Origin of the sequence: Leucobacter salsicius M1-8 (assembly GCF_000350525.1) — a bacterium.
Taxonomy (GTDB): Bacteria; Actinomycetota; Actinomycetes; order Actinomycetales; family Microbacteriaceae; genus Leucobacter; species Leucobacter salsicius.
Window position 1 is genome coordinate 81019 of sequence record NZ_AOCN01000015.1, and the last position, 16478, is coordinate 97496.

Annotated in this window: 14 protein-coding genes; 12 read left to right on the forward strand and 2 right to left on the reverse strand. The window is 66.9% G+C overall.

The annotated features are described in order from the left end of the window. Window positions 1-150 precede the first annotated feature (150 nt). From iolG to C795_RS0105610, 3 genes are all read left to right on the forward strand, one after another. Window positions 151-1158 (forward strand): inositol 2-dehydrogenase, encoded by a 1008-nt coding sequence (gene iolG, locus C795_RS0105600; RefSeq protein WP_026139480.1) that lies wholly within the window; start codon window positions 151-153, stop codon window positions 1156-1158. Window positions 1159-1187: 29 nt separating this feature from the next. Beyond that, window positions 1188-1964, forward strand: coding sequence for a TIM barrel protein (locus tag C795_RS0105605; RefSeq protein ID WP_017792776.1), 777 nt, complete (start codon window positions 1188-1190; stop codon window positions 1962-1964). 176 nt (window positions 1965-2140) lie between these two features. Beyond that, window positions 2141-3193: a LacI family DNA-binding transcriptional regulator gene (locus C795_RS0105610; protein ID WP_017792777.1), complete on the forward strand. Its 1053-nt coding sequence runs from the start codon at window positions 2141-2143 to the stop codon at window positions 3191-3193. Window positions 3194-3318: 125 nt separating this feature from the next. Here the strand turns inward: C795_RS0105610 and C795_RS0105615 are convergent, their stop codons facing one another. Both C795_RS0105615 and C795_RS0105620 read right to left on the reverse strand, forming a co-directional pair. Beyond that, window positions 3319-4200 carry a sugar phosphate isomerase/epimerase family protein gene (locus C795_RS0105615; RefSeq protein ID WP_017792778.1) on the reverse strand — a complete coding sequence of 294 codons (882 nt, stop codon included), beginning with the start codon at window positions 4198-4200 and terminating at the stop codon, window positions 3319-3321. Between the two features lie 118 nt (window positions 4201-4318). Then, on the reverse strand, window positions 4319-5368 hold the full coding sequence (locus C795_RS0105620; protein ID WP_017792779.1) for a LacI family DNA-binding transcriptional regulator: 1050 nt from the start codon (window positions 5366-5368) through the stop codon (window positions 4319-4321). A 153-nt stretch (window positions 5369-5521) separates the two neighbouring features. Here C795_RS0105620 and C795_RS0105625 point away from each other — a divergent pair, with 153 nt between their 5' ends. From C795_RS0105625 to C795_RS0105665, 9 genes are all read left to right on the forward strand, one after another. Beyond that, complete coding sequence (locus C795_RS0105625; RefSeq protein ID WP_017792780.1) at window positions 5522-6976, forward strand: aldehyde dehydrogenase family protein; 1455 nt, start codon at window positions 5522-5524, stop codon at window positions 6974-6976. 53 nt (window positions 6977-7029) lie between these two features. Then, window positions 7030-8979 (forward strand): 3D-(3,5/4)-trihydroxycyclohexane-1,2-dione acylhydrolase (decyclizing), encoded by a 1950-nt coding sequence (iolD, locus tag C795_RS0105630; RefSeq protein ID WP_017792781.1) that lies wholly within the window; start codon window positions 7030-7032, stop codon window positions 8977-8979. Continuing rightward, a complete protein-coding gene (locus tag C795_RS0105635) occupies window positions 8976-9758 on the forward strand; it encodes an HpcH/HpaI aldolase family protein (protein ID WP_017792782.1) in 783 nt (260 codons plus the stop codon). The genes iolD and C795_RS0105635 overlap by 4 nt, the downstream gene beginning before the upstream one ends. Beyond that, a complete protein-coding gene (locus tag C795_RS0105640; protein ID WP_017792783.1) occupies window positions 9755-10678 on the forward strand; it encodes an NAD(P)-dependent oxidoreductase in 924 nt (307 codons plus the stop codon). The genes C795_RS0105635 and C795_RS0105640 overlap by 4 nt, the downstream gene beginning before the upstream one ends. A gap of 94 nt (window positions 10679-10772) precedes the next feature. Beyond that, entirely contained in the window at window positions 10773-11756 is a 984-nt protein-coding gene (locus C795_RS0105645; protein WP_017792784.1) for a substrate-binding domain-containing protein, read from the forward strand. Window positions 11757-11778: 22 nt separating this feature from the next. After that, on the forward strand, window positions 11779-12825 hold the full coding sequence (locus C795_RS0105650) for an ABC transporter permease (protein WP_026139483.1): 1047 nt from the start codon (window positions 11779-11781) through the stop codon (window positions 12823-12825). Continuing rightward, complete coding sequence (locus tag C795_RS0105655; RefSeq protein WP_017792786.1) at window positions 12822-13739, forward strand: ATP-binding cassette domain-containing protein; 918 nt, start codon at window positions 12822-12824, stop codon at window positions 13737-13739. Before C795_RS0105650 ends, C795_RS0105655 begins: the two co-directional genes overlap by 4 nt. A 127-nt stretch (window positions 13740-13866) precedes the next feature. Continuing rightward, the gene (locus tag C795_RS0105660) at window positions 13867-15042 is read left to right on the forward strand and encodes an MFS transporter (protein ID WP_017792787.1); all 1176 of its coding nucleotides are present in this window, start codon (window positions 13867-13869) and stop codon (window positions 15040-15042) included. A gap of 165 nt (window positions 15043-15207) precedes the next feature. Then, complete coding sequence (locus tag C795_RS0105665; protein ID WP_017792788.1) at window positions 15208-16446, forward strand: Gfo/Idh/MocA family protein; 1239 nt, start codon at window positions 15208-15210, stop codon at window positions 16444-16446. Window positions 16447-16478: the final 32 nt, after the last annotated feature.

A 16478-nucleotide genomic window follows, 5' to 3' on the forward strand; every position in this document is an offset into this window, starting at 1 on the left:
CGAGGTCGAGTTAGAGGCAGGTGGAGTGTGGCTGAAATGCGGGTTCGTGTTGCTCTTGGACGGAACGGCCTCTGTGCGTACAATGAATCCATTGTCCTATCAATTTAGATCGTGCTAAATCAGCAGGGTCGAGACCCCAAGGGGATCGCAATGACGCAGCCACCCGTACGTTTTGGACTCATCGGCACCGGTCGTATCGGCCAGGTACACGCCGCCACGATCGCGGCCATGCCGGAGGCAACCCTGTCGTGGGTCGCCGACCCTTTCATCGAGGGTGCCGATGGTGTTGTCGCCCGCTTCGGCGGTACCGCGACCGCCTCGCCCGAGGAGCTCATCGCCTCGGGCGAGGTCGACGCCGTGCTCATCGCCTCGCCGACGCCGACCCACGTCGACCTGATTGAGGCCTCGATCAAGGCAGGCCTGCCCGTGCTGTGTGAGAAGCCCATTGACCTCGACATCGCGCGCGTCGACGCGCTGCGCCCGCTCGTGGCATCGTCGGGAGTCCCCGTGGCGCTCGGGTTTAACCGCCGCTTTGATCCGGCATTTGCCGAGGCGCAGGCGCGCGTCGCCGCGGGCGAAGTGGGCGCGCTGGAGCAGCTCGTGATCATCAGCCGCGACCCGGCCGCACCCCCCGCCGATTACGTCAAGGTCTCGGGCGGCATCTTCCGCGACATGACCATCCATGACTTCGACATGGCGCGCTTCTTCATCGACGACATCGTCTCGGTGAGCGCCACGGGCACGCAGTCGTTTGACGCGGGCGCGCGCGAGCACGGCGACTTCGACACCGCGGTCACCACGTTGACGTCGGCTTCGGGTGCGATCGTGACGATCATCAACTCACGCCACAGCTCGGCTGGCTACGACCAGCGCATTGAGGCCTTCGGCGCGAACGGCATGCTGCAGGTGTCGAACGAGCCCTCCACGCTCGTGAGCTTCTCGGGTGCCTCGGTCGTCGAGGCCAAGCGGCCCTACCCCGAGTTCTTCCTCGAGCGCTACGCCGACGCCTACGCTCTCGAACTGCGTGAGTTCGTGAAGCTGGTGCGCGGCGAGGCCTCGACGAGCCCCACCTTCGAAGACGGCCGCGCTGCGCTTGTGCTCGCCGACGCTGCCCAGCGCTCGGCCACCGAGGGCGTCACCGTCAAGGTTCAGCTCTAGCGCGCTGCGCTGGATTGCTGGAGCTGAGTATGGCTTCGTATCGTCTGGCCGCCTGCGCCGAGATGCTGTTCACCGACCTGCCGTTCGTGGAGCGCGTCAAGCGCATCCACGAGCGCGGGTTTCTCGTCGAGATCTGGGACTGGAGCAGTAAAGATCTCGAGGCGCTCGCCGCCACCGGGGCCGAGTTCTCGTCGATGACCGGCTACCTGCGGGGCGACCTCACGACTGCGGAGGGGCGGGCCGAGCTGCTCGCGACGGCGCGTGAGTCGCTCACGGCAGCCGAGATCATCGATTCGCCCCGGCTCAACCTGCACGGCACGGGTCTGGGTGAGGGTGGCATCCCGGTCGTGCCGCACTCGGTGGTGACCGGTGAGGACTGGGTGCACGCGGCCGAGACGCTGCGCCAAGTCGCCGAGCTCGGTGCCGCCGCCGGCCGCACGTTCGTGCTCGAGAACCTCAACCTCGCCGTCGATCACCCAGGCACCCCGTTTGCCAGAGCCGCCGATACTCTCGCGCTCGTGCGCGGGGTGAACCACCCTGCATTGCGGCTGAATCTCGACCTCTATCACGCGCAGATTGGCGAGGGAAACCTCGTCTCGCTGGTCACCGAAGCGCTGCCCTGGATCGGCGAGATCCAGGTGGCAGACGTGCCGGGCCGGTGTGAGCCGGGCACGGGCGAGATTCGGTACGAGGCGGTGGCTAGTGCCCTGCAGGCCCTGGGCTACGACGGCGTGATTGGCATGGAGGCGTGGGCGAGCGACGACCCCGAGGCCGCTCTCGACGCGTTCAAGGCGGCGTTCAAGTAGTCACGACCCGCCGCAGATGGGACAGTTTGTACGCTAATGAGCGTTCTAAAGCGTACAAACTGTCCCATCTGTTGTCTGGGGTAACCCTGGAGCCCTTGACCCTGATTGGGCGCCGCGTCCGCGCGGTGGGTCATCACGTGTGGCTCCCGTAGGATGAACGGGTGCAAGGAGGTGCGATGACAGACCCAAATGAGGCCGCGGCAAGTGCACCCCCACGCCCGCCGACCATTCGCGACGTCGCGCGAGAAGCGGCCGTCTCGAAGTCACTCGTTTCGCTCGTGTTCAACGGCGGCGAGAACGTCAGCGAGGAGCGGCGCCTGCGCGTCCTGCACGCCGCAGACAGGCTCGGCTATCGCCCCAACCTCGTCGCACAATCGCTGTCTGCGGGCCGCCGCGACTTCGTTGCGATCCTGGTCTCAAACCTGCACAACCCGCTGTTTGCTGAGATCGTGGGGGCCGCGAAGGCGCAGCTCGCCGAGGCGGGCCGCCGCACCATGATCGTGAGCGCCCAGGTCGACGACGGCGGCGGCTCGGCGATGCTCGACCAAGACAACATCGCCATGCTGCGCGACCTGCGCCCCTCGGGGCTCATTACCGTCGGCACGATCCCCGGGTTTGCTGAACTCACCGAGCTTGCGGCCACGATTCCTACGGTCGTCGCCAGCGCGATCGACGCAACCCCCGACGTCGTGGCGACGGTGCGCAGCGACGACAACGCCGGAGTCGATCTGGTCATCGCCCATCTCGTCGGCCAGGGCATCAAGCGGATTGCCCTCGTGGGCGGCGAAGGCGGAACGGTTTCTGCCTCGCGCGCCACCGCCTTTACCCGGGCCATCGCTCGCCGCGGCCTCGAGGCCGGGTCCTGGGTTGAGTCCGCTGACTTCACCGAGGCCGGGGCCCGCCGCGCCGTCGAGCGCATGCTCGCCGAGGGGCGGCTGCCCGAGGCCATCATCGCGGTCAACGACCTCTCTGCCGTCGGCGTGATCTCGGCGCTCGAATCCGCGGGCGTCGCGGTGCCCGCTGGCTGCCGCGTCGCTGGCTACGACGACACGTCGTTGGCCGCGATCCCGCGCATCTCGCTCACGAGCGTCGATCCGGGCAACCGCCGCATCGGCCGTGATGCCGCGACCGCGCTGCTCACGGCGCTCGATGCTGACGCTCCGGATCGGGGCCTCGAGGTGCTCATCGAGCCGCGGCTTGTGGTGCGGGGCTCGTCAACGGTGAGCTGAGCTCGACCGGCCCGCTGCCCGCTCGGCACGAGATGGCTCGCCACGAGATGCGCGACCCTGCGAAACGGGCCTGGCGTGCCGCGGCTCGCCTCGGCCCGGGCCCATCGATCCGGATCGAGCGTCAGCTACGCGACCAGGCGCCGATCGGCCTCCGCGAAGCAGGCGAGCGTCGCCTCGCGAGCGGCGGCGAGCCCCTCAGTGAGGGGCAGCGTGCGGTGGTGATCCGAGAGGATCTCGACGCCCCAGGGGCCGTCGAAGCCCGTCGCGCGCACCGCGTTGATAAACGCGGGCACATCAAAGCTGCCATCGCCGGGCAGCAGCCGGCGGTGAATGGTGTCCTCGAAGAGGGTGCCGATCGTTTCGGGCGCCGCGTCGTTGAGCTCGACCGAGAACACGTACTCGCCGGGCAGTGATTCGGCGATCACCGCGTAGTCGGTGCCGGGCCGGGCGACGTGCCAGATGTCGATGCACAGCCCGCCCGCCGGGTTCGCGACCTGCGTCACCAGCTCGATGCCGGCCTCGAGCGAGGGGCCGTGGGTGGCGAATGGCAGAAACTCGTAGGCGATGCGGGTGCCGTGTGCGGCGGCCTCGGTCGCGAGGGCGTCGAACGCTTCGGCGAAGGTGGTCGGGTCGACGGGATGCCCGCCCGTTTCGGGCCCCACCTTGATGGTTTGGGCGCCGAGCACCTCCGCTGCCGCGAAGAGTTCGCGCCGCACTCGGTCGGACACGGGCCGCCGCTCGTCACTAGCCCACCAGTGCTCGATAAGTTCGAGCTCAACGTGAGTGATGCCGTTGTCGGCCAGCATGAGCCGCAAATCGGCCAGCGTGTGGTCGACAAGAAATGCCTCGAGATCGGCGTGCACGAGCCCGAAGCCCTGCCAGCCGCCCGCGGCCGTGGCGGCGATGCGCTCGGCGACGGGAATGGGGCTAAGTGATTGGCCGGCAAGCGGCAGGGCGGTGCCCGCAGTGGTCCAACAGGTCGCCAGCAGGCTCGGTGCAGTGGTCACGGTGCTCCTTCGCGGGGTGAACAGACCAAATGTGGCAGTTGCATCACCCTAGCAAAGAACTACTAGCACGTGCTAATGGTTCGAATAGGGAAGCATCGCAGCATTGTTGCCGCCCCCGCTACCGCGGTGCTGCTGTGCTGTCGCGCACCGACAGCGTCGGAGTGACGCGCGACACCGAGAGCTCGCTCGCAGGCTGATCGAGGCGGGCACGAACGGCCTCGAGGGCGAGCTGTGCCATATGATCCGGATCGGGCCGCACGCTCGTGAGCCGCACGAACGGCAGCGCTGCCGCACTGCTGTCGTCGAATCCGATCACTGACACATCCTCGGGAACCCGCACCCCGGCGCGCACCAGGGTCTGCAGCGCGCCGATCGCGCAGTGGTCGTTCACGCACACGAGCGCGGTGGGTCCCTGTGGGCTGTCCAGTTCTTGCAAGATTTCGGTGGCGGCGCGGTGGCCGCCCGCTTCGGTGAAGTCGCTTTCGATCACGCGGGCAGGGAATGCGCGAGTGGCCATTGCCGCGAGATAGCCGTGTAGGCGGTCGGCCGCGTTGGGCCCTGACTGTGGCCCCAAGTAGGCGATGCGTTCGTGGCCCAGATTGGTCAGGTGTGAGACCGCTAGCTCCAGGCCGGCGCCGTTTTCAAGCGTGACCCGGTCATGGGCGGCGGCTGAGTTCGGGCCGCCCAGTAGGAGTGCGGGGACACCGGTGGGCAGTGGCACTTGCTCGTTGTCACTGTCGCCCGCGTCCAGCACAATCAGCGCCTCGATGCGCTGGCGCATGAGCTCAGCAAGGGCTGTCTCCTGCGACCGTGCCGAGCCCATAGTGCTCAGCGCGAGGGAGAACCCGTAATCGCCCGCGCGGCGATACAGCGCCTCAACCAGATCGACCTCGAACGGCTGACGCATGGTGAAGAGCACGCCGATCTGGCCGCTGTGGCGCCTGCGCAGCATGCGTGCCGAGTCGTCGGGGTGGTAGCCCAACTCGCGTGCCGCCGCGAGAATGCGATCCTTCGACGCTTCGCTCGCGCCAGGAGCTCCACGCAGCACGATGGACACGAGTTGGCGCGACATTCCCACGCGATCGGCGACATCCTGCATGGTGGGCCGGGCAGGGAGCGCGGTGCTCGAGTCGCGTTCGAGGGCAGTCGCATCATCACGTGTGGTCACGCGTCTATCGTGCCATGCCGGGCTCGCCCCAAAGGCTGCGGCCCGCGCCCGGCGCAGGCGAGGTTGACGTGGCAGGCCACATGTGCTTACAATTTGGACCGGTCCAAATTACCGGTCTAGATCAACGACGACGGGCAAGGCAAAGGCGCAACAATGAGCAATCACGGCACGCACGACTACGGCAGCTTCGGCCTCCTCATCGGAGGAGAGTGGCGCGAATCCGCCACCAATACCCGCCGTGAGGTGCGCTCACCGTTCGACGGCCGCGCCGTCGGCGAGGTCGCTCTTGCCAGTGAGGCCGACGTCGAAGCCGCACTCACCGCCGCTGAGCACGGGGCCGCCGTCTGGCGCCGCACTCCGGCCCATGAGCGTGCCGCGATCCTGCAGCGCGCAGCGAACCTTGCCGACGAACGTGCCGACCGCATTGGCGCCACGATCTCCGCAGAGAACGGCAAACCGCTCGCCGAAGCGCTCGGGGAAGCGCGCCGCTCGGGTGCCATCATCCGGCTTGCCGCGCAGGAGGGCACCCAGCTTTACGGTGACTCACTGCCGCTTGACGCTAACCCCGGCACCGGCCAAGACAAGGTCGGCTTTACCCTGCGCCAGCCCGTGGGCATCGTCGTCGCGATCACCCCCTTCAACTACCCGGCCCTGCTCGTGCTGCACAAGCTCGCCCCGGCGCTCGCCGCCGGCAACGCCATCATTCTGAAGCCCGCGGGCGCCACGCCGCTTACCGCGCTTGCACTCGCGCAGCTGTTCATCGAGGCCGGCCTCCCCGAGGGTGTGCTCTCGGTGATCACCGGATCCGGTGGCACGATCGGCGATGCGCTCGTGAGCGACCCCCGGGTGCGCAAAATCTCATTCACCGGATCAACCGGCGTGGGCGAACGGATCGCCCGGCTCGCAGGCATCAAGAAGCTCTCGCTCGAGCTCGGGGCCTCCTCGCCGACCCTGATCCTGCCCGGCGCGGATCTCGACAAGGCCGCCGCTGCGGTCGCCGCCGGCGGCTACGTGAACGGCGGGCAGGTCTGCATTTCGGTGCAGCGCGTGATTGTGCACCGCGATGTCGAACGCGACTTCCTCGACGCCCTCGTGCCCAGGGTTGAGGCGATTCGCATGGGCGATCCCTTCGCCGAGGGTACGACGCTCGGCCCGCTCATCACCGAGCGTGAGGCGGATCGCGTCGAGCGCAGCATTACCCAGGCCGTGAAGGAGGGGTCGCGGCTGCTCACGGGTGGGGTGCGTGATGGTGGATTCGTGTCACCCGCCATCGTGGCCGGCGTCGACACCCGCCAAGCGCTGGCGCAGGAAGAGCTCTTCGGCCCCGCCGTCGCCGTCACCGCCGTCGACTCGTTCGATGCCGCGATCGACGCGGCAAACGGCACCCCCTATGGCCTCGCGGCCGGCGTCTTCGGCGGCACGCTCGCCGAGGGGATTCGCGCAATGCGAGAGATCGACGCGGGCAGCGTGCACCTCGGGTGGACGCCGCTGTGGCGCGCCGACCTGATGCCCTACGGCGGCTTCAAAGCCAGCGGCTACGGCAAGGAGGGCGTGCGCTCCACGGTCGAGGAGATGACCGAGGTGAAGACAGTGATCCTGCACAGCTAGACCGCCACCCCCAGACACGACAAACGAACATCACCAGCAAAAGGAGCACAGCAATGGTGCAAGGACTCTCGGGCAAGACCGTCAGACTGACGGTCTCCCAGGCGATCGTGAAGTACACGGCCGCTCAGTACACGGTGGCCGACGGCGAGCGTCGCCGCTTCGTGCCCGCGGCACTCGGAATCTTTGGTCACGGCAATGTCGCCGGTCTCGGCCAGGCCTTCGCCGAGTACGCCGACAAACTGCCGTTCGTGCAGGGGCGCAACGAGCAGGCCATCGCCCACCTCGCCACGGGCTTCGCGAAGGCCGCGAAGCGCCGCCAGACCCTCGCGGTCACCGCGTCTGTTGGCCCGGGGGCTACCAACCTCGTGACGGCGGCCGCACTCGCAACCGTCAACCGGATCCCGCTGCTGCTGCTCCCCGGTGACACCTACGCTACGCGCCGCCAGGGTCCCGTGCTGCAGCAGATTGACCTGCCGGGCACGCCAGATGTCACCGTCAACGACGCTTTCCGGCCCATCTCGCGCTTCTTCGACCGCATCAACCGCCCCGAGCAGCTGCTCACCGCGCTGCCGCAGGCATTCCGCGTGCTCGCGAACCCTGAGGAGACGGGCGCAGTCGTGCTCTCGCTGCCGCAGGACGTGCAGTCGCACGCCTACGACTTCCCCGTCGAGTTCTTCGACGAAAAGGACTGGGTGATCCGGCGCCGCGTGCCCGAACCCACCGAGATCGCAGAGATCGCGCGCCTACTGCAGGCTTCGAAGCGCCCGCTCATCATTGCGGGCGGCGGTGTTATCTACTCTGACGCGCAGGAGCGCCTCACCGAGCTCGGCCGCCGCACCGGTGTGCCGATTAGCGAGACCTTCGCGGGCAAGGGCGCGGTGACCGAGGATGGTCCGTTCCGCGTCGACGGCATCGGCCTCGAGGGCTCGCCCGAGACGAACCGGCTCGCCGAGCGCGCCGACCTCGTGCTGCACATCGGTACCCGGCTCACCGACTTCGCGACCGCCTCGCAGTCCATCTTCCAGGGTGAGAACGTCAAGTTCGCGTCGATCAACATCGTCGAGCACGACGCCGTGAAGCAGGGCGCGTTCGCCGCGCTCGCCGACGCCGGCCTCGCGCTCGCCGCGCTCACGACGGCGCTCGGCGACTACCGCGTCGAGGCGGCCTGGGCCGCAGACATCGAGACCGCGCGCACGACCTGGGCTCCGGTGAGGGCGCAGGCGCTTGATCCGGATCAGCTCTTCGACAAGGCCACCCGGCCCGAAGTGCCCGAGACTGACGCCATTCTCACGCAGGGCCAGCTCATCGGCCTCATGCAGGAACACGCGCAGCCCGGCGACACGATCGTCGCTGCAGCCGGAGGACCTCCCGGCGACCTGCAGAAGGTGTGGGACGCGACGAACGGGCGCCACGCGCACCTCGAGTTTGGGTTCTCGTGCATGGGCTACGAACTGCCCGCCGCGATGGGTGTGCGCCTCGCCGATCCCGACCCGAGCCACCGCGTTACCGCATTCATTGGCGACGGCACCTTCGTGATGGCCCCCACCGAGATCGTGACCGCGGCGCAGGAGCGCATCCCGTTCACCCTCGTGGTCTCCGAGAATCACGGCTACCAGGTGATTCGGCGACTGCAGATGTGGCGCACGGGCGAGCACTTTGCCAACGAGTTCCGCTACCGCGAGGAGGGCGGCTCGCTCGCCGGCTCCGACGCTGGTCGCCTCGAGGGTGGCTACCTAGACATCGACTTGACCCAGATCGCGGCCGGCCTCGGCGCCGTCGTGCGCAAGCCCTACACCGCCGACGAGGTGCGCCAGGCACTCGCCGAGACGCGCGACGTGCAAGGCCCGGTCGTCATTGTTGTGCCCACCATTCCTCACGTGGACCTGCCCAGTTCAGAGGTGTGGTGGGACGTTTCTCCCGCCGAGGTGTCGCAAACGCCCGACACGCGTGTCGAACTTGCTGACTACCTCGAGGGCCGCGCAAACCAGCGGTGGCACGGATGAGCGCGGGACCGCTCGCGCCCAACCGCGCGCTGCGCGCGCGGTTCCGTGCGGGCGAGCCCACGGTCGGCACCTTCTTGGGGCTCGGCTCGGTCGCAGCGGCCGAGGTGTGTGCGTCGACGGGCCTCGACTGGGTGCTCGCCGATCTCGAGCACGGCGGCGGAGACGAGGCCGAGGTCGGCGCGATTGTCGCGGCGGCCGGTGCCTACGGGACCGCGACCCTCGTGCGGGTCGAGCAGCCCGACCGCATTCGCGTCGGGCGTGTGCTTGACGCGGGGGCTGCGGGCATCATGCTTCCCAGAATCTCCAGCGCAGACGAGGCCGCTGCCGCGCTGCGGCACCGGCTCTACCCTCCCGAGGGTGACCGCGGCGTCGCGACCTATAACCGTGCAGCCCGCTGGGGTGGTGAGATGGCAGCACTCGACGCCGCAAACGACCGTGCTGTGGGCATCGTGCAGATCGAAACAGCCGGCGCGATGGATGACCTCGACGCGATCGCCGCGACTCCGGGTGCCGACGTGCTGTTCGTGGGCCCGCAAGATCTCAGCTACGCGCTGGGGGTGCCGCGCCAGTTCGATGCCCCCGCGTTTCAGGAGGCACTCGACCGGGTGGTCGCAGCCTGCCAGAAGCACGGGAAGGTTGCTGGCATCCTCACGAACGACCGTTCGGGCGCCGAGGCGTACCTCGCGCGCGGCTTCAAATTCATCGCGATTGGGTCGGACGCAACGCTGCTCGCGGCGACCGTGCGCGCCGCGCTTCCGAGACTCGGGGGTGCATCGTGAGTGAGGAACTCACCCCGGTCGTCGTGGGGCTCGGGCCCGTTGATCCGGCACTTGTTACGCCGTTCCTGGGGGAGGGAGTGCAGTTTGTGCGCGACCCATCAGCGGGTGATCTCGCGGTCGCGCAGGGCGCGATCGTGCGTGCAGCCTACGACGTCGATCGTGCGCTGCTCGATCGTATGCCCGCTCTGAGGGTCGTCGCGCGCACCGGAGTGGGGGTCGAACGCGTCGACGTCGCGGCCGCTCGAGAGCGAGGCATCGCGGTCGCGGTGACGCCGGGCAGCAACGCCCGCGCGGTCGCAGAGGGGGCGTTTGCGATGCTGCTCGCCCTCATCAAGCGCGTGCCCGAGTCGCATCGGTTTGTTGCGAATGGCACCTGGGGTATTGCTCCGGTACCAGTGCCTGGCGACGCGCACGGAACGACGCTCGCGGTCGTGGGATTTGGCCGGATCGGCCGTATCATCGCGGGGTTTGCGACGGCGTTTGGCATGCGGGTGATCGTGCATGACCCGTTTGTGCAGGCCGAGGAGTTCGAGAATGTTTCACTGGAGCAGGCGGTGGCACGGGCAGATGCGCTCACGCTGCACCTGCCTGGAGGCGATGGTGAGCTGCTACCGCGAGCGCTGCTGGCGTCGGCCCGGCCCGGTCTGGTGCTCGTGAACTGCGCTCGTGCCGAACTTGTCTCGACAGAAACGATAATCTGGGGCCTAGGGGCAGGGAGGCTCGCGGGAGTCGGGCTCGATGTGTTTGCGTCCGAGCCGATGCGTGACCACCCATTAGCGCACGATCCCCGAGTCATTCTGAGCCCGCACACCACCGGGCTCTCCCAGGCGGCACTGGCTGCCACGTTTCAGATGGCGGCGGAGGCCGTGACCGAAACGCTAGCCGGTCGTTACCCAACCTTTACCGTAAAGGTCGCCTGACGCGAAAACTTGCGGTACAGTACAAAACAGAGCGAATGCTTTGTAACGACATTAGTTCAATTAACACGATGGAGTGAAGACGATGAAGTCACAAATGAAGCGGTGGAGTCGTGTCGGCATTGCCGGCATTGCAGCAACCGGAGCCCTGCTCCTCGCGGCGTGCGGTAGCCCCGCAGGTGCGGGTGGCGGCGCGGCTGGCGGCGGCGGAGACGACGCAGCACCCAAGACTGAAGAGCTGAAGGTTGCGCTGATCACTCACGCAGCCCCCGGCGATACGTTCTGGGACACGATCCGTGCGGGCGCCGAGAACTCGGCAGGCCTGAACAACATCGATCTGCTCTACACCTCCGACCCCGATGGTGCGCGCCAGGCGCAGCTCGTGCAGCAGGCCGTAGACCAGAAGGTCGACGGCATCGTCGTCACGCTGGCCAAGGCCGACGCCATGTCGGGTGAGGTCAAGAAGGCCGTCGAAGCAGGCATCCCCGTATTCAGCATTAATGCTGGTGAAAATGACTTCAAGTCCATGGGCATCCTCGCCCACTTCGGTCAGAACGAGTTCGTCGCCGGTCAGGCTGCCGCTGAGCAGTTCAACGAGGCTGGCAAGAAGAAGGTCATCTGCGTGATCCAGGAGCAGGGCCACGTTGGCCTTGAGTCGCGCTGCGAGGGTCTCGCCGACAAGCTCGAGGGCACCTCTGAGGTTCTGTACGTGCAGGGCACCGACATGACGAACGTCGCATCGACCATCACGTCGAAGCTGCAGACCAACAAGGACATCGACGCGGTACTCACGCTCGGCGCTCCCTTCGCTATGACCGCAGTTGACGCGATCAAGGATGCGGGCAGCACCGCCACGCTGGCGACCACCGACCTGAACCCCGACGTGTACGCGGCGATCAAGGATGGCACGATGCTCTTCGGTATTGACCAGCAGCCGTTCATGCAGGGCTACGAGTCGGTCGAAGCTGTGCGTCTCTACAACGAGGGCGGCTACGTGCTCGGCGGCGGCCAGGCTGTGCTCACCGGACCCGCTGTTGTAAACGCTGCCAACGCCGAGAGCGTTGCTTCGCAGTTCAACTAACACTGCGAGAGAGTTGAAATCTATGTCTACAGCTACAGCGCCAAAGTTTGACGAACGTATGGCCACTGGCAACCTCTTCACGCGCTTCTTCTCGAAGCCTGAAGCGGGAGCTAGTGCGGCCGCACTCGTCCTGGCGATCATGTTTGCGGTCGTCGCACCGCAGTTCACCCAACCCGAGTCGATCGCGACGATCCTTTACGGTGCCTCCACCGTGGGCATCATGGCGGTCGGGGTATCGCTCCTGATGATCGGCGGCGAGGTCGACCTGTCGGCCGGCGTCGGTGTCATCTCATCAGCGCTGTCTGCCTCGTTGTTTATGTATTGGTTCGGCGGCAACGTATGGGTCGGTGCCATTATCGGCCTCGTATTCTCGTTGCTCGTTGGATTCATCAACGGCTGGCTGTTGACCAAGACAAAGCTCTCGAGCTTTATCATCACCCTGGCCACGTTCTTCATGCTGACGGGCCTCAACCTGGGTGTTACGCGATTGGTCACGGGCGGGGTCGCGGCCCCGTCGATCGCGAATTGGCCCGGCTTTGAATCAGCCGCAGCCGTGTTCGCGTCGGATATTCCGGTTTTCGGGGTGAAGGTGAAGATCACGGTCTTCTACTGGATCCTGCTCGTGGCCATCGCAACCTGGATCCTCAAGCGCACCCGCGCTGGTAACTGGATCTTCGCCAGCGGCGGCGCTCCCGACGCGGCACGGGCAGTGGGTGTGCCCGTCGTGCGTACGAAGATTGCGCTTTACATGGGCGTCGGCTTCTGCGCCTGGCTGCTCGGCATGCACCAGCTGTTTGCCTTCAAGACGGTGCAGTCGGGTGAGGGCATCGGCAACGAGTTCCTCTACATCATCGCTGCCGTCGTCGGTGGCTGCCTCATGACCGGTGGTTACGGTTCGGCGATCGGCGGCGCCATCGGTGCCCTTATCTACGGCATGGCGCTTAAGGGTGTCGTGTACGCCGAGTGGAACCCTGACTGGCTCAAGTTCTTCCTCGGTGCCATGCTCCTCGGAGCGACCGTGCTCAACTTCACGCTGCAGCGACGCGCAGCGCAGGGAGGTAAAAAGTGAACGCCACAACCGCAACGGCAGCGCCGCTCGTAGAGCTGCGCGAGACCGAGAAGCGCTACGGCAACATCATCGCCCTGCGCGATGTCAGCCTCAAGGTGAGCCCCGGCGAGGTGATGTGCGTGCTCGGTGATAACGGTGCCGGCAAGTCCACCCTCATCAAGATCATTGCCGGGTTGCACCAGCACACCGGCGGAGAGTTCCTCATCGAGGGCAACGAGGTCAAGCTTGACTCGCCCCGCGAGGCGCTCAACCTCGGCATCGCGACGGTCTACCAGGACCTCGCCGTTGCCCCGCTGATGCCGGTGTGGCGCAACTTCTTCCTCGGCTCCGAGAAGACGATTGGCCGGGGCCCGTTTAAGCGCCTCGACATTGCCTTCATGCGTGAGACGGCCAAGAAGGAACTGCTCGACATGGGCATCGACCTTCGCGACGTCGATCAGCCGATCGGCACCCTCTCGGGTGGTGAGCGCCAGTGTGTTGCCATCGCCCGCGCCGTCTACTTCGGTGCCAAGGTGCTGATCCTCGACGAGCCGACCGCCGCCCTCGGTGTCAAGCAGTCGGGCGTCGTGCTGCGCTACATCATCCAGGCGCGTGACCGCGGTCTCGGTGTGGTGTTCATCACGCACAACCCGCACCACGCCTACCCCGTGGGTGACCGGTTCCTGCTGCTCAAGCGTGGCCAGAGCATCGGCTATCACGAGAAGGCAGACATCTCACTTGAAGAGCTCACCGGCCTCATGGCCGGCGGCGCTGAACTCGAGCAGCTCGTGCATGAGCTGCGTCAGGTCGGCACCAGCACCGATACGGTGCGCACGATCCGCGACGAAATCGAGGAGGACGAGGCCGCTGGAGTGGGCCGCGTTACCGTGACCGAGGTCGTCAACGTTGTGATTCCAGAAGAGGACGAGCGCTAGCCCGCGACGTCTGAAACAAGAGGGGCGTCCTGTACAGGGCGCCCCTTTTGCGTGCTGGTGGGGCGAGTACCGCGCCACCAGCACAAGCCCCGCAACCGATGCTGGCCGCCAGTCCTAGGAGTCTCGAGTGAAACCATCGCGCTGGATCCTCATCGCCGCCCTCGCCTGCGGCGGATTCGGCATTGGTGTCAGTGAGTTTCTGGTGATGGGCCTTTTGCCTCAGATTGCCACCGATCTGTTGCCCGAGCTCATGCGCAGCCACCGCGATGCCGCGCTCGCGGCGACCGGTGGCCTTGCCTCGGCCTACGCCCTCGGCGTCGTCGTCGGCATCTTCATGACCCCGCTGCTGGTGCGCCGCATGTCTGAGCGCCACGCGCTGATGGTGTGCGCGGGGAGCATGCTGCTGTGGACTCTGCTGACCGCATTCGCGCCGACCCTCGCGTTTGCGATTGTGCTGCGGTTTCTCTCGGCGCTCACCCATGCCAGCTTCATCGGGGTGGGGGCGATGGCGGTCGCCCATCTCATGGGCTCCAACAGCTACGGCCGCGGCTCCGCGATCGTGCATGGTGGACTCGCGCTGGCCAATCTGGCGGGTGTCCCTGCCCTCACGGCCCTCGGGTCGGTCGTGGACTGGCGGACCATTCTGGGGGCCTGCACGCTGTTCTTTGCGGCTCCGTTCGCGGCCTTGATCGCGATCGATGTTCCGGATCGTGGCCATGCCGCCGTGGCGAAGAGCACAGCCCGCATCCGACGGCGCAGCCTGCTGCTCGTCCTGGGAGCCGCGGTGGTCTCTGCGGCAGGCGGTTTTGCCATCGTGACCTACGTGGCACCCGTGACGCTGTGGGCAAGAGGCGGCGATGCATGGCTCAGCGCCGCGATTGCGATGCTGGCCTTCGGTATCGGCATGAACATCGGCAACTTTGTGGCGGGGCTCGTCGCTGATCGGGCCGCCGGCCTCGCGTTTGGCGGTGCGATCTTTGCGGGCGCGGCGGGCGCGGCCCTGCTGGTCGTCCCGGGCATCGGGGGAGTCGGAGCCGGTCTGGGCGTGCTCCTCATTGGTGTGCTGCTGGGCGGCCAGGGCCCGGCCGGTCAGGTGCTCTACCTGCGTGAGCTTGCCCGCTTTCCCCGACTGGCGTCGTCGTTGCCTTCGGGTACGGGAAACATGGGCAGCTTTGTGGGCGCACTCGTCGGTGCCGGGTTGCTGGCGGGCTTCGGCCCGGCGGCGGTCCCGGTTGGGGCGATCGCGCTGCTGGGAGCTGGCCTGCTGATCTTCGTGATCTACGCGCGGGTCGCGCGGCGCTAACCCGGGCGCCTCGATCTGTGCGCGAAGCGGCGCGCCGGATCACATCCCTCGGTGGCTTGACACCCAGGTCTTTATGTACTTACAATTTGGACCGGTCCATTTCTTTCGGGAGTGGGCCACGCAACGGCGCACTTGGTGCCTGACACCTCGACGAAAGATACGACTATGCAGACGAACGAAGACGGCACCATTACGATCGGCGTCGGCCTCATCAGCGTGGGCTGGATGGGCCAGCTGCACAGCCGGGCTTACTCGAACTTGCGCTACGCATACCCCGATCTCGGCATCAAAACTCGCCTCGTGCACGCCGCCGACACCGCACCCGCCCGCGCGCAGGAGGCCGTCGAGGTGCTCGGCTATGAGCGCGCCTCGGCCGATTACCACGAGGTCTTGAACGACCCCGAGGTCGACGTCGTCTCGATCTGCGCCCCTAACTTCCTGCACGCTGAGATCGCGGTCGCCGCGGCCAACGCCGGCAAGCACTTCTGGGTTGAAAAGCCCGTGGGCCGCGGCGAAGATGAGACCCGCGCCGTCTCCGAGGCCGCCGCTGCAGCTGGCGTTGTCAGCACCATCGGCTTCAACTACCGTCACGCGCCCGCGATCGAGCACCTCAAGCAGCTCATCGCCGACGGCGACCTCGGCCGCATCACCAACGTGCGCGGCCACATGTTTGCCGATTACTCGGCCGATCCCCGCGGTGCACTTTCCTGGCGCTTCATTCGCAATCTTGCAGGCTCGGGCGTACTCGGCGACCTGATGGGACACCTCGTCGACCTCGTGCAGTACAGCCTGGGCCCCATCGCCGAGGTCAGCGCCGTCACCTCCACCGTCTACACCGAGCGCCCCGAGCTACCCATGGGTACCGGCACCCACTTCGCCCTGATCGAGGACGGCGAGATGAAGCCCGTCGAGAACGAGGACTACGCTGCCATGCTCGTGCGGCTTTCGGATGACGCGGCCGCTCCCGGCATCGTGGGCACGCTCGAGGCTTCGCGCGTCGCCGTCGGCCCGCGCGCCAGCTACGGCATCGAGATCTACGGCACCAACGGCTCGGCCCACTGGGACTTTGAACGCATGAACGAACTGCACATCTCGAGCGGCCTCGGCGCCGCGCACCAGGGCTACACCCGCGTCATGGCGAGCCCGGGCATGGGCGACTTCGGTCGCTTCCAGCCCGGCGCCGGCACCTCAATGGGCTACGACGACCTCAAGGTCATCGAGGCGAAGAAGTTCCTGGAGGCTGTCGCGGGCCGCACCGCGGTCAACTCAAACATTCAGGACGCGCTGTCTGCTGCACAGGTGATCTCGGCGGCCGAGCGCTCGGCGGCGGGCCGCAGCTGGGAAGCCAGCGCACCCGTAGCTGGCACGACGTCGGCCACGTCGGCAACCGCGGCCAACGCCTAAGCCTCACGACCTCACCAACCACGACAAAGGAG

Coding starts and splice junctions, on each gene's coding strand:
- iolG (WP_026139480.1), top strand. CDS start 151: ATGACGCAGCCACCCGTACGTTTTGGACTCATCGGCACCGGTCGTATC.
- C795_RS0105645 (WP_017792784.1), top strand. CDS start 10,773: ATGAAGCGGTGGAGTCGTGTCGGCATTGCCGGCATTGCAGCAACCGGA.
- C795_RS0105610 (WP_017792777.1), top strand. CDS start 2,141: ATGACAGACCCAAATGAGGCCGCGGCAAGTGCACCCCCACGCCCGCCG.
- C795_RS0105625 (WP_017792780.1), top strand. CDS start 5,522: ATGAGCAATCACGGCACGCACGACTACGGCAGCTTCGGCCTCCTCATC.
- C795_RS0105635 (WP_017792782.1), top strand. CDS start 8,976: ATGAGCGCGGGACCGCTCGCGCCCAACCGCGCGCTGCGCGCGCGGTTC.
- iolD (WP_017792781.1), top strand. CDS start 7,030: ATGGTGCAAGGACTCTCGGGCAAGACCGTCAGACTGACGGTCTCCCAG.
- C795_RS0105605 (WP_017792776.1), top strand. CDS start 1,188: ATGGCTTCGTATCGTCTGGCCGCCTGCGCCGAGATGCTGTTCACCGAC.
- C795_RS0105665 (WP_017792788.1), top strand. CDS start 15,208: ATGCAGACGAACGAAGACGGCACCATTACGATCGGCGTCGGCCTCATC.
- C795_RS0105650 (WP_026139483.1), top strand. CDS start 11,779: ATGTCTACAGCTACAGCGCCAAAGTTTGACGAACGTATGGCCACTGGC.